This window comes from Castellaniella sp. (assembly GCF_041677825.1).
In the GTDB taxonomy this organism is placed as follows: domain Bacteria; phylum Pseudomonadota; class Gammaproteobacteria; order Burkholderiales; family Burkholderiaceae_B; genus Castellaniella.
In genome coordinates, this window is sequence record NZ_JBAYPG010000027.1 from 1 (window position 1) to 12,511 (window position 12,511).

Below are 12,511 nucleotides of genomic sequence, written 5' to 3' on the forward strand. Positions count from 1 at the left end.
CGTCGCGATGCTCTTGCACTAGCCGCACCGCACGTTCACGAACTTCAGGGGAAAAAGATGATTGATTTGCCATAACTCCATTCTCTCAAAGTTTGGAGCCTCCTCAAAACCCGGGCGGATTCAATTTTGGGATCGCACCGGATTTTGCGTCTGAGCCAAGCGTCTGAAGCAGGGACACATCATCTCCAACTGGGCCCAGGCCAACACCCATCAGACGGACTGGAGCAGATTGAAGATCACGCCGGAAACATAACTGAAGACGAAGCTCTCCACCTGTGAGTCACAGCGCAATCTTTTTCGTCCGGATTGCGCAGTCATTACAATGACGGCACCATCCCGGCTTCACTCGACCTGCGACACTGATGACCCAGCCCGATCTCTCCAGCCACACTCCCATGATGCAGCAATACCTGCAATTGAAGGCACAGGCGGGCGAGCACCTGCTGCTGTACCGCATGGGCGATTTCTACGAGATGTTCTACTCCGATGCCGAACGCGGTGCGCGGGCGCTCGGCCTGACGCTGACGCAGCGCGGCCAGTCCAGGGGGGCGCCCATCCCCATGGCAGGCATACCCTTTCACGCGCTTGAAGGGTATCTGGCGCGCCTGGTGGGCCAGGGCATTTCAGTGGCCATCTGCGAACAGATCGGTGACCCCGCCCAGAGCAAGGGGCCGGTGGAGCGCAAGATCGTGCGTCTGGTGACGCCCGGTACCCTCACGGACGACGCCCTGCTGCCGGCCGCCGAAGACCGCAACATCGCTGCCGTGGTCCAGGCCCGCCAGGGGGGGCGCGAGCAGATCGGGCTGGCCTGGATGAATCTGGCCAATGGCCAGTTCCGCGCCTGCCAATGCGCCCCGGCCCTGCTCGAAGCCGAGCTGGCGCGCCTGGCGCCTGCCGAGCTGGTCTGTGCCGAAGGCAGCGCCGCCCCTGCAACCCAGGCAGCCATCACCCACGTGCCCGACTGGCATTTCGAACGGCACGGCGCGCGGGACACCTTGCTGCAGCACTTCGCAGTCACCGACACCGGCGCCTTCGGCCTCGATGACCAGCCGCTGGCCCTGCGTGCCGCTGGGGCACTGCTGCGTTACGTGCAGACCACACAGCGCCAGGCGCTGGCCCATGTACAGGGTCTGGCACAGGATGGCACGAGCGACTATGTCGTGCTGGACCCCATCACCCGACATAATCTTGAGCTCACCGAACCCTTGGGGCACGGTGCCGGGCCCACGCTTTTCAGTACCCTGAATCACGCCCAGAGCCCCATGGGCAGCCGCCAGTTGCGACGCTGGATTCAGGCGCCGCTGCGTCACAATCCGCAGGCGCAGGCCCGCCAGGATGCCATCACGCAACTGCGCAATGGTACCGCGCGCGGTGGTCTGGACCGGTTGCGCGAGGCCTTGCGCGGCCTCCCGGATCTCGAACGGCTATCGACCCGGCTGTCCATGCAGACCATACGCCCCCGCGAATTGGCCAGCCTGCGCGATGCGCTTGCGGCATTGCCCGGGCTCACGGCCCGATCGCAGGATGACTTTGCCGATCCTGCACTCTGGAGCGACGGCGCACCAGCCACCGATGGCCTGCTGGCCAGCTGCCTGGCCGACATTCCGGTGGATCCGGCCCTGCAGGCCATGCTGATACAGGCACTGGCTGAAGAGCCGGCGGTGATGGTACGCGAAGGCGGCGTGATCGCCGCGAGCCACGATGCTGAACTGGACGAGTTGCGTCAGCTGGCCAGCGACAGCGGCGCCTTTCTCCTGCAGGTCGAGGCGCGCGAGCGGGAACGTACAGGGATCGCGAACCTCAAGGTCGAATACAACCGTGTGCATGGCTTTTTCATCGAGGTCAGCCGCGGCCAGGCCGACAAGGTGCCGGACGATTACCGACGGCGTCAGACGCTCAAGAATGTCGAACGCTACATCACGCCCGAGCTCAAGACCTGGGAAGACAAGGTATTGTCAGCGCGCGAGCGCAGCCTGGCGCGTGAAAAGCTGCTGTACGAGCAACTGGTGGCGCAGGCGGCGGAATACGCCATGGCGGTGGCGCGCAGCGCCGCTGCCCTGGCCTGCCTGGATGCCCTTGCAGCACTAGCATGGCATGCCCAGCAGCACGGCTGGACCGCCCCGGTACTGGTCGAGGACAGCGGGTTCGACATCCGCTCAGGCCGGCACCCCGTCGTCGAACGCAGCATAGAAACCTATACCCCCAACGACTGCCTGCTGAACGCCACGCAACGCCTGCTGCTCATCACCGGGCCCAATATGGGTGGCAAATCCACCTACATGCGCCAGGTGGCCCTGATCGCCCTGCTGGCCCGGATGGGCAGCCACGTGCCGGCAGACCAGGCACGCATCGGACCCATCGACCGGATCTTCACGCGCATCGGCGCTGCGGATGATCTGGCGGGTGGACGCTCGACGTTCATGATGGAAATGATGGAAGCCAGCGTGATTCTGGGGGCTGCAACACCACGCAGCCTGGTGCTCATGGATGAGATCGGGCGCGGCACCTCGACCTACGATGGGCTTGCGCTGGCCTGGGCCATCGCCCGCCGGCTCCTGGGCCACAACCGCGCCCTGACGCTGTTTGCCACCCATTACTTCGAGCTGACCCAGCTGCCCAATGAAGATCCGGCCGCAGTGAACATACACCTGGCTGCTGCAGACTCAAGCCAGGGCGTGGTGTTTCTGCATCAGGTGCGGTCAGGGCCCGCCAGCCAGAGCTATGGCCTGCACGTGGCGCAGCGCGCCGGCATCCCTGCGCCTGTCATACGCCAGGCCCGCAAACTGTTGGCCGAACTGGAATCCCGCAACCGGATGCCGGCGCAGCTGAACCTGTTTGATGCGCCCTCCGATCCGGTCGATGACGCCGCCACGGACGACCTCGCCATGCCCATCGAAGCGGACCCTGCCGAAGACACGCCCGCGGCGTACGACCAGCACGCGCTGCACGAGGCGCTGCAGGCGCTGGACCCGGACAGCCTGAGCCCGCGAGAGGCTCTGGCTGCCCTGTACCAGCTGCGCGAACAATTTCTCAGCGCGTAGTCTTCAGGTTGTCGGCCAGTACGGCCAGAATGCGCTTGGCCGTGTCATCGGTGAGTGTCTGGCCGGCTTCATCCAGCACCGTGATCACGCTGGACCCGCCCTGGTCGGCCAGGTGGATGCGCAAGCGCAGGGGCTCTGCCGTGTTGCGCGAACCAAACAGGCGCCCGAACATGGTCTGCTGCTCGATTTCTTCGCCCGTATCGGTATCCAGATAGCGGATGTAGTAATCACCCGCAGACCGGTTGCGGTCTTCGACCGTGAAGCGCGCCGAATCGATGGCCACCCCGACGCGCCGCCAGGCCCGATCGAAGGGCTCATCGAGCATCAGGGCGGTCCGATCGGCGCTGATCTGCGCGGCACCCCCCTGCACCGTGCTCTCGCTGGCCGCGCGCACTTGTTCGGCCGCCTGCGTCTGTTCAGCCCCCAGATAGACCATGAGGCGGGCCAGCATGGCCGCGTTCAGGCCCGGGTCTTCCTTGGCGAACACCCACTTGAAGGCGGTGCCATCTGCCGTGGGGGTTTCTTCCATGTGCTGATGGCTGATATAGATCTCGGTGCGCGAACCATCGCGCTCGAGCCGGGTCGTGAAACGATCGCGCTCGCCGCTGTCGAAGACCTGGTCGAGCACCTTGCCCAGCGCGCTGCGCAGCCAGCCTTCGGGGATCTTGGCCCGATTCTCGGCCCAGTCGGTTTCGATCAGGCCGGCTTCGGGATTCTGCGTGTGAATGGTAAAGCCCTGCTCATTCCAGAATTCGATGATCTGCGGAAAGAGGATATGCGGCGATTCGTCGACCGAAAGCCAGCGCAGCGTGCCATCACGCAGAACCTGCATGCCGGCATTGCGAGGCAGGACGCGATCGGCCGGATCCAGACTCTGGCTGTGCTGGCGTGCCGCGTAGTCGCTCAGGCGGGCCACCCCTTCGGGGGCCACATAACGGGTGTTCTTGTTGGCTTGGGTGAGATCGGGCGGAATGGAGAGCGGATCACCCGACACCGCGCTTTTGTACTCCACGGACTCGGTGGTACCGGTGAGTTCCTCGAGTGAGGAACATGCGGCAAGCGACAGGACACTGAGCATGATCAGTGCCGGACGGGCAAAGGGCATGGAGATAGTCATGAAAGGCAACCGGCTTCGGACAGGGCGTCGCGCACAGTGGCGCGCAGGGAGTCGGACAATGGGGTGAGCGGCAAGCGATAGCCCAGGCGGATCAGGCCCATTTCGGCCAGCGCCCACTTCACCGGGATCGGATTGGCCTCGAGAAACAGTACATGATTGAGCGTGCACAGGCTGGCATTGAGGCGCTGCACTTCGGGTACGTTGCCCGCGAGTGCCGCCATGCAGAGTTCGTGCATGAGGCGCGGTGCCACATTGGCCGTCACCGAGATGTTGCCCTGCCCCCCCAGCAGGATCAGCGCCGCAGCAGTGGCGTCATCGCCACTGAGCACATGGAACCCTTCTGGCACCGCGGCAATCAGCCGACCCACGCGGGCAATGTTGCCGCTGGCCTCTTTCACGCCGATGATGCCGGGCACCTGCGCCAGGCGCAGAATGGTTTCGTTGGACAGATCGGCCACCGTGCGCCCGGGTACGTTATACAGAATGCTGGGCAGTTCCGATGATTCTGCGATGGCCCGGAAATGCTGATAGAGGCCTTCTTGTGTGGGGCGATTGTAATAGGGCACTACCGTGAGGCCTGCTGCCGCACCGGCTGCACAGGCGTGCCGTTGCAGTTCGATGGCTTCGGCCGTGGAGTTGCCCCCGGTACCGGCAATGATGGGCACCCGCCCATCGGCATGGCGCACGGCCAGTTCGATGAGTTCAGCCTGCTCTTGCACGGTGACCGTGGGCGATTCACCCGACGTGCCCACCACGCAGACGGCGTCGGTGCCTTGTTGCACATGCCAGTCGATCAGCCCGCGAAAGGCCTCGAGATCGAGCTGACCATCAGGATGCATGGGAGTGACGAGCGCCACCATGCTGCCCCGAAAGACGGGAAAATTGGAATCCGAGCCGGCCATGATGCGCTGTGCCTCCTGGGTACCGGGGTGCCCCGATGAGATAAAACCACAAGTTTACCGGATTCATGCCGGTGTTTTACATGAACCCGCCGACGAACCATTCGCCCAGGCGCAACAGGGGCATCATCAGGGGCCACAACCACCCGAGCAGCATGAGACCGATGAGGATGGGCAGGCCATAGGGTTCTATCTTCCCGTACTGCCAGGCCAGACGCCGGGGCAAGAGGCTGTACACGATGCGCCCGCCATCCAGAGGAGGCAACGGCAGCAGGTTGAGGGCCATCAGGATCAGGTTGATCTGTACCCCCGCCTGGGCCATGAGGGCCCAGAAATCATGCCCGCTGCGAACCAGGCCGGTTTCGATCCCGGCGCGCAGGAACAGCACCCAGAATATGGCCATGAACAGATTGGACGCCGGCCCGGCCAGCGCAACCCACAGCATGTCCTGCTTGGGGCGGCGCAGCCGGCCAAAATCCACCGGTACGGGCTTGGCCCAGCCGAACAGCAACCCGCCGCCCATCATCCGGGTCACGAACAGCAGCACCAGTGGCACCAGGATGGTGCCCACCGGATCGATGTGCTTCAGTGGATTGAGGGTGATGCGTCCGGCCAGCGCTGCGGTAGGGTCACCGAAATATCGCGCCACGTAGCCGTGCGCGGCCTCGTGCAGGGTGATCGCAAACAGCACAGGCAAGGCGTAGACCGCCAATGTCTGGATGAGCTGATCCATGCCTTATGACAGACCCAGGGCAGCCGGATCACCACGCCCGCGCCGCATCACCTGCGGGGCCGGGCCCGTGAGATCGATGACGGTCGTGGATTCGAACGGGCAGGCACCGCCATCGATGATGGCATCGAGCTCATGCGCATAGCGTTCGATGATGTCCTGGGCATCGTTCAGGGGCAGATCGTCGCCCACGGGAATCAGCGTGGTGGACAGCAACGGCGAGCCCGCCGCATCGATCAGGGCGCGCGCGACGCGATGATCGGGCACACGGATGCCGATCGTCTTGCGCGAGGGATGCGAGACACGCCGCGGAACGACCCGCGTGGCTTCGAGAATGAATGTATAGGGACCCGGTGTAGCCGACTTGAGCAGGCGGTACTGGGCATTTTCGACGCGCGCGAAATGGCTGATCTCGGCCAGATCGCGGCACAGCAGCGTCAGGTGGTGGCGTTCATCGAGACCGCGCAGGCGCCGCAGGCGCTGGGCAGCGTCTTTGTCGTCCAGCCGGGCCACCACCGCATAGCTGGAATCAGTGGGCACGGCGACCAGCCCCCCTTCGGCAAGCAGTTCACCGGCCTGCTGCAACAGGCGGGATTGAGGATTGTCCGGATGCACAACGAATATTTGAGCCATGTACGTATCCCTGAAAGCATGGGGCGGCACCCTGAAATGATGACAAGTCGGCCCCAGCGACACATTAACATGACGCAAACCGCAGCCACAATCCGTCAGACCAGGCCACGAACCTCTCCTGGCGACCGACGGCCGGCCGCCCCGGTATGCCGGACTCGACTGATGTCGGAATCCCGGCGCCTCGCGCGGACGCATTCGGCCTCGGGCCGGGCGCGTACCAGCAGAATTGGACGCGGCATATGGCTGCAAAAGAAATTGAAGCATGGTAGAATCGCCCTTCTTTCGGTGGTGACCGTAGCTCAGTTGGTAGAGTCCCGGATTGTGATTCCGGTTGTCGTGGGTTCGAGTCCCATCGGTCACCCCAGCATTTCCAGGGCAAGGCCCCCTTTCCGGGACGACCCGGTCTGCGATCCACCGACGGGTGACGGCACCCTGCCCTGCGCGCGCGCCAAGCCGCGCGCACCAGAACACCATGCAGATCCATCAGCGTTCGGGCGCGGAACGCCTGTTCCATGCGCTGGCCTTCGAAATCCTGGCCATCGGCCTGTCGGCCCCTCTTGCAGCCTGGATCACCGGGCACAGCATTTTCAGCATGGGCGTGCTCACCGCAGTCATCGCCACCATCGCCGTGCTCTGGAACATACTGTACAACTGGCTGTTCGACCATGCCCAGGCGCGCTGGCGCTTCGATCGCGACACCAGGGTGCGCATCCTGCACAGTTGCGGTTTTGAAGGCGGCCTGATCCTGATTGCCATCCCTTTCGTCGCCTGGTGGCTGGGCATCTCGGTCTGGCAGGCACTGGTGCTCGACATCGGTCTTGTGCTCTTCTACCTGCCCTATGGCTTTCTTTTCAATCTGGGCTATGACAAAATCCGTGCGAGGATGATGTCATGACCGAGGCCACCCCCCGTTTCGCTTCCCAGTGTCCCGACTGGTCTCTGGCGCCTGCCGGTTTCAACTGGTGCGCGCAGGATGCCGACGGGCGCTGGTTCTGGTACCGCACCGAGCCCGTTCCCGGTATCGGCGGCGGGGTGTGGCGCGCCAATTCGCGCAACCAGCAAATGGCGGGCCAGGGCCGCCCGAACCCCGACTGGCTGGACACGCTCGTGCAGCGTCCGGTCCAAGGCTGAGCCCATGCCTGAGTTCAGCCATGGTTGATCTGCTCTGGACGTTTTTGCAGCAGTACTGGCCCCACCTGATCGCGCTGCTGTCGCTGATTTTCGGCGTGGTCGGCTCGGTGCATGCCGCCATGCACAAGGACGATGTGCGGGCGGCCATCGCCTGGGTGGGCGTGATCCTGCTCTCCCCCCTGTTTGGCGCACTGCTGTATGCGGCGGCAGGCATCAACCGCATCCGCCATGATCAGATCTCGGGGCAGCGCAGCCGGCTGATCAAGGACTACGTACACCATGCCCGACCCTTGTTTGGCGATGTCGGCCCGATCTCGGCACCCCAGTTTTCCGCCCTGCGCATCCTGTGCGACAAGGTCAGCCGCTTCCCGCTGCACGATGGCAACCACATCACGCTGCTCGACAGCGGCGACGAGGCCTACCCCGCAATGCTCGCAGCCATCGAGCAGGCGCATCATTGCATTGCGCTGCAAAGCTATATCTTCGACCATGATCGCATCGGCCTGCAGTTTGCAGAGGCATTGCGCCGCGCCCACGAAAGAGGTGTACAGGTTCGCGTACTGATCGATGCCATCGGTTCGAAATATTCGCATCCGCCCATCATCGATCTGCTGCGCCGCGATGGCATCCCGGCCGAACTCTTCATCACCAGCCTGCTGGGTCTGCGCACGGCCTACGCCAACATGCGCAGCCACCGCAAGGTCCTGTTCATCGATGGCCACCTGGGTTTCATGGGCGGCATGAATATCCGTGAAAGCTTCATGAAGTCCCTGGTGGGGCCCCACGCATCGCAAGACACGCATTTTCGCATCGAAGGCCCGCTGGCCGCACAGCTGTTTGCCGCCTTCGCCAATGACTGGGAATTCTCCACGCGCGAGCGCCTGCGCATCGAAGACTGGTGCCGCATCGTGCCCCTGGCCCCCGAGCCTCAGGTGCCGGCCCGCTGCGTGCGCTCGAGCCCGGATCGCTTCATCGCCGCCACGCACAACGTACTGCTTGGCGCGCTATCAGTCGCCCGGCACCACGTACGCATCCAGTCACCCTATTTCCTGCCCGACCAGACCCTGATGGGCGCACTGAACACGGCTGCACGCCGTGGGGTGACCGTGGATATCGTCATCCCGGGCCACAACAACCTGCGCCTGATCAACTGGGCCATGATGGCGCAGCTGGATCAGGTCATCGAGGGCGGCTGCCGCGTGTGGCGTTGCCTGGCGCCCTTCAACCATTCGAAGCTGCTCACCGTCGACGACGCCTGGTCGTACGTCGGCTCGTCCAACCTCGACCCACGCAGCCTGCGCCTGAACTTCGAACTCGACATGGAAATCTACGACCGTGCGATGGCCCAACAACTGGCGGCCCGCATCGATGCGCAGATTGCGCAATCCGAGCGCGTCACCGTCGAGGCCCTGCACGCCCAGCCGTACTGGGCCCGGCTGCGCAACCGGGTCATCTGGTTGGCCAGCCCTTATCTTTGATTCGTGCCCGGCCCTTGAATCATGCCTGGCCCTTGAATCATGCCTGGCCCTTGGACCGTGCCTGGCTTTGAACCTGAAACAGGCCAGACGCCCGAATCACGGGGCCCGCGCATCACACCCCATGCGGGCGCAACCATGGGGCCTGCCGGCAGCTGCCCGAAAAGCCCTGACGAAGGCCCTGAAATGGCCCGCCCTGCAGGACTCGAACCTGCGACCTGCCGCTTAGAAGGCGGCTGCTCTATCCAGCTGAGCCAAGGGCGGACGGCCGGCATGCCGCAACATGCCCGGCCCGCGCATTTTAACCTGATCTGTCCGGATGCCTGCTGCCGCTGTGCCTGCTGCCGCTGTGCCTGCCGCCACTGTGCCCGGGCCGCCTTGATTTGGCGCAGCGCTCTTCGATGCAGAGAAAACCCTGTGCTTCGTGGTAGAATTTGCGACTTGCATCGGGGCGTAGCGCAGCCTGGTAGCGCATCTGCTTTGGGAGCAGAGGGTCGTAGGTTCGAATCCTATCGCCCCGACCACCATTCGGGTCACCGTCATAGGAACCTTTCATGTCTTGTTCAACTTGCGACGACCTGGGCAAACTCGTCCTGCGCCTGAGTCTGGGCATCTTTCTGCTGCTGCATGGCGTGGCCAAGCTGGGCGCAGACCTCACCTGGCTGGGCAATACCCTGGCGGCCAAGGGTCTGCCCGGGTTCTTCGCCTACGGCGTTTATCTGGGCGAAGTCGTGGCCCCGGTTCTGATCATTCTCGGCCTTTTCACCCGCGTGGGCGCCGCCATCGCGATCATCAACATGCTGTTCGTGATCGGTCTGGTGCACGCCGCCGACCTCTTCACCCTGGGCCAGTCAGGGGGCCATGCGCTCGAGTTGCAAGGGCTGTTCCTGTTCGGCAGCGTGGCCATCCTCTTGCTGGGGGCCGGCACCTATAGTGTGGGCGGGCGCAACGGGCGCTACAACTGAGCCGGCGCGGCCTCGGGTGCCGGGCCGCCGCCCGGCAACTCGAGGATCACGCAGGCACCGCCCAGCCGCTCGCTGCGCTCGAAGCGCACCGCGCCACCGTACAATTCGGCCAGATCCCGCACGATCCCCAGGCCCAGCCCTGATCCAGGGGTTTTTTCATCGGCCCTGAGGCCACGCTCGAACACCCGTTCAAACTGACTCGGCGCAAGCCCGGGGCCATCGTCCTCCACCCGGATGTCCAGGCCATGGGCACCCGGACAGGCCGTCACCTGTACGCTGTGCCGGGCCCATTTGCCCGCATTGTCCAGAAGATTGCCCAGCATTTCCTGGAAATCCTGCGCTTCACCGCGAAATGCCAGGCCATCAGGCACCCCGCTGAGATCGTATGTCAGGCCACGCTCGGCATGAACCCGTTCCATTACCCGCACCAAGCCCTGCAGCAAGGGCCGAACCGGGCTGCGCGCCCCAGGCTGCTGCACGGCGGCCGCGGCGCGCGCACGCTTCAGGTGGTAATCCACCTGGCGCCGGGCCCGTTCGACCTGCTCAGTCACGAGATGGGGCAGATCGGCGTCCTGTACGGCGGCCGCATTGGCCATGACCGTCAGGGGCGTCTTCAGGGCATGCGCCAGATTGCCGGCCTGCATGCGGGCGCGCTCGAGCCCCTGGGCATTCTGCGCCAGTACCTGATTCAGATCATCGACCAGAGGCTGGACCTCCGATGGGAAGGCCCCATCGACATGCGCGGCCTGCCCCGAGCGCAAGGCCGTCAGGCGTGCACGCAACAGCCTCAGGGGATGCAGGCCGAACCAGACCTGCATCCACACGGCGGCCATCAAACCCAGCAGCAGGATACCCAGCGCCAGGGCCAGTTCGCGGTTGAACCGGGCCACGGGTTCCGCCCACAGGGCCTGGTCGGCAGCCGCCGAAAGCACCACCTCGCTGCGCGGGCCCTCGGCCGGGTATACCTTGCGCGCCCGCATCTGCAAGGGCTCATCGTATCCCGACAGCGACGTCGTGGTCTGCAGATCCCGACCCGGCTGCAGTTCGGGCCGTTCATCAGCCAGACGCGTATCCCACAACGAACGCGAGCGCAGCAACTGCGCCCGCAAACCCGCCTGGGCCGGTGCGGAAACCTGCCAGTACAGCCCTGAAAACGGGTTGTCGAAGCGTGGGTCGGCGGGCCGGGTCACCAGAGACACGGTACCGTCTGCACCCACTTGCATGGCGGCCGTCAGGTGATCGAGATAAATACCCAGTTCTGTTTGCAGCTGCGCCCGGATGTGCTGGCGAAACAGGGTCTGGATTCCCCAGCCTGCGGCCGCCACGCTCAGCACCACCCAGATGAGAGAGCCCGCAAGCAAACGCCAGCGCAAGGACGGATGGCCGGCACTCACCTTGCAGCAGCCGTGCCCGGACACGCCAGGCGATAGCCCAGACCCCGCACGGTCTGGATGAGATCGGCCGGGATCTTGCGACGCAATCGGGCGATGAAGACTTCGATGGTGTTCGAATCACGGTCGAAGTCCTGGGCATAGATGTGCTCGGTGAGTTCTGTGCGTGACACCGTTTCATCGCGATGCATGAGCAGATAGGCCAGAACCCGGTATTCATGGCTGGTCAGTTCGAGCGGCGCATCATCCAGCCAGATGCGCGCCTGGCGCGTATCCAGGCGCAACGGCCCACAGCAGATATCGGCCGAGGCATGCCCCGCTGCCCGGCGCAACAGCGCGCGCACACGGGCCAGCAATTCTTCGGCATGGAACGGCTTGGCAAGGTAGTCGTCCGCGCCGGCATCGATGCCCACCACCTTGTCATGCCAGTTGTCGCGCGCCGTCAGTATCAGCACCGGCATCGACTGGCCCGCCTGACGCCAATTGCGCAGCACGGTCAGGCCATCGCGCCCGGGCAGCCCCAGATCGAGCACGACGAGATCATAGGGCTCATTCAGGCCCTGATACTCGGCCTCGAGGCCATCCTGTGCCCCATCGACCACGTAGCCGGCACCAGTCAGGGCATCCCTGAGCTGGGCAGCCAACAGGGGCTCGTCTTCGACCAGGAGCAGCCTCATCAGTCTTTTCCCCGGTCTTTGCGGGCGCTCTTGCGGGACACCTTGACCACTTTGCCCGTGCGCGCATCGGCCTTGAGCTTGATCAGTTGCCCATCCTCTTGAAGGATCTTGAATTCATAGATCCAGCGCGTGTCGCAATCGCGGCCTTTCTTGCGCTCATGCCTGCAGTGGTCGTCTTCTTCGAATTCGACCTTCAGTACCTGGCCTGGGTAGGCCCGCTGCACGCTGGCCAGAACCTGCTGCAGCGGCAGCACTTCGCCCATGGCCTGCAGCTGCTCGGCCCGGTCACGATCATGGTCGCCGGCACGCGTACTGGCTGCGTACAGCCCGACAGGGCTTGCCAGGGCTGCGATCAGGATATGTCTGCGATTCATCTCGGTGTCCTTCGGGATTCTGGATATCGCCACGATACGCGTACTGTCCTGAACGGCAGATGAATGGCGCGCGCCCGA

At 64.2% G+C, this 12,511-nt stretch carries 12 protein-coding genes and 3 tRNA genes; 7 read left to right on the forward strand and 8 right to left on the reverse strand.

All coding sequences use genetic code 11. From position 1 onward, the window contains the following. Positions 1-395 precede the first annotated feature (395 nt). Positions 396-3,041: a DNA mismatch repair protein MutS gene (gene mutS / locus WCY17_RS11335; protein WP_372702303.1), complete on the forward strand. Its 2,646-nt coding sequence runs from the start codon at positions 396-398 to the stop codon at positions 3,039-3,041. Here the strand turns inward: mutS and bamC are convergent. From bamC to WCY17_RS11355, 4 genes are all read right to left on the reverse strand, one after another. Beyond that, on the reverse strand, positions 3,031-4,158 hold the full coding sequence (gene bamC, locus WCY17_RS11340) for an outer membrane protein assembly factor BamC (RefSeq protein ID WP_372702304.1): 1,128 nt from the start codon (positions 4,156-4,158) through the stop codon (positions 3,031-3,033). The two genes, mutS and bamC, sit on opposite strands and share 11 nt — an antisense overlap. After that, positions 4,155-5,060, reverse strand: a complete 906-nt coding sequence (dapA, locus tag WCY17_RS11345; protein ID WP_372702305.1) for a 4-hydroxy-tetrahydrodipicolinate synthase — start codon at positions 5,058-5,060, stop codon at positions 4,155-4,157. The genes bamC and dapA overlap by 4 nt, the downstream gene beginning before the upstream one ends. Before the next feature lie 76 nt (positions 5,061-5,136). Beyond that, entirely contained in the window at positions 5,137-5,790 is a 654-nt protein-coding gene (locus tag WCY17_RS11350) for a site-2 protease family protein (RefSeq protein WP_372702306.1), read from the reverse strand. Positions 5,791-5,793: 3 nt separating this feature from the next. Then, on the reverse strand, positions 5,794-6,420 hold the full coding sequence (locus tag WCY17_RS11355) for an L-threonylcarbamoyladenylate synthase (RefSeq protein WP_372702307.1): 627 nt from the start codon (positions 6,418-6,420) through the stop codon (positions 5,794-5,796). Positions 6,421-6,708: 288 nt separating this feature from the next. On the opposite strand from WCY17_RS11355, the gene WCY17_RS11360 reads away from it, so the two are divergent. The 4 genes from WCY17_RS11360 to cls all read left to right on the forward strand — a co-directional run bounded on the left by WCY17_RS11360 (position 6,709) and on the right by cls (position 9,029). Then, a tRNA-His gene (locus WCY17_RS11360) sits at positions 6,709-6,784 on the forward strand. A 108-nt stretch (positions 6,785-6,892) separates the two neighbouring features. After that, the gene (locus WCY17_RS11365; RefSeq protein ID WP_372702308.1) at positions 6,893-7,315 is read left to right on the forward strand and encodes a multidrug/biocide efflux PACE transporter; all 423 of its coding nucleotides are present in this window, start codon (positions 6,893-6,895) and stop codon (positions 7,313-7,315) included. Next, a complete protein-coding gene (locus WCY17_RS11370; protein ID WP_372702309.1) occupies positions 7,312-7,551 on the forward strand; it encodes a hypothetical protein in 240 nt (79 codons plus the stop codon). Before WCY17_RS11365 ends, WCY17_RS11370 begins: the two co-directional genes overlap by 4 nt. Positions 7,552-7,571: 20 nt before the next feature. Continuing rightward, positions 7,572-9,029, forward strand: a complete 1,458-nt coding sequence (gene cls / locus WCY17_RS11375) for a cardiolipin synthase (protein WP_372702310.1) — start codon at positions 7,572-7,574, stop codon at positions 9,027-9,029. Positions 9,030-9,213: 184 nt separating this feature from the next. On the opposite strand, the gene WCY17_RS11380 is transcribed toward cls, so the two are convergent. Then, a tRNA-Arg gene (locus WCY17_RS11380) sits at positions 9,214-9,290 on the reverse strand. A gap of 183 nt (positions 9,291-9,473) precedes the next feature. Here WCY17_RS11380 and WCY17_RS11385 point away from each other — a divergent pair. Together WCY17_RS11385 and WCY17_RS11390 are read left to right on the forward strand one after the other, a co-directional pair. Beyond that, positions 9,474-9,550, forward strand: a tRNA-Pro gene (locus tag WCY17_RS11385). Between the two features lie 30 nt (positions 9,551-9,580). After that, positions 9,581-9,991, forward strand: coding sequence for a DoxX family protein (locus WCY17_RS11390; RefSeq protein ID WP_372702311.1), 411 nt, complete (start codon positions 9,581-9,583; stop codon positions 9,989-9,991). Here WCY17_RS11390 and WCY17_RS11395 read toward each other — a convergent pair. The 3 genes from WCY17_RS11395 to WCY17_RS11405 are packed head-to-tail and all read right to left on the reverse strand — an operon-like array spanning position 9,982 to position 12,433. Further along, positions 9,982-11,364: a sensor histidine kinase gene (locus tag WCY17_RS11395; RefSeq protein WP_372702312.1), complete on the reverse strand. Its 1,383-nt coding sequence runs from the start codon at positions 11,362-11,364 to the stop codon at positions 9,982-9,984. The genes WCY17_RS11390 and WCY17_RS11395 overlap by 10 nt on opposite strands. 17 nt (positions 11,365-11,381) lie before the next feature. Next, entirely contained in the window at positions 11,382-12,059 is a 678-nt protein-coding gene (locus WCY17_RS11400) for a response regulator (RefSeq protein ID WP_372702313.1), read from the reverse strand. Continuing rightward, a complete protein-coding gene (locus WCY17_RS11405) occupies positions 12,059-12,433 on the reverse strand; it encodes a PepSY domain-containing protein (RefSeq protein WP_372702314.1) in 375 nt (124 codons plus the stop codon). Before WCY17_RS11405 ends, WCY17_RS11400 begins: the two co-directional genes overlap by 1 nt. Between the last annotated feature and the right edge of the window lie 78 nt (positions 12,434-12,511).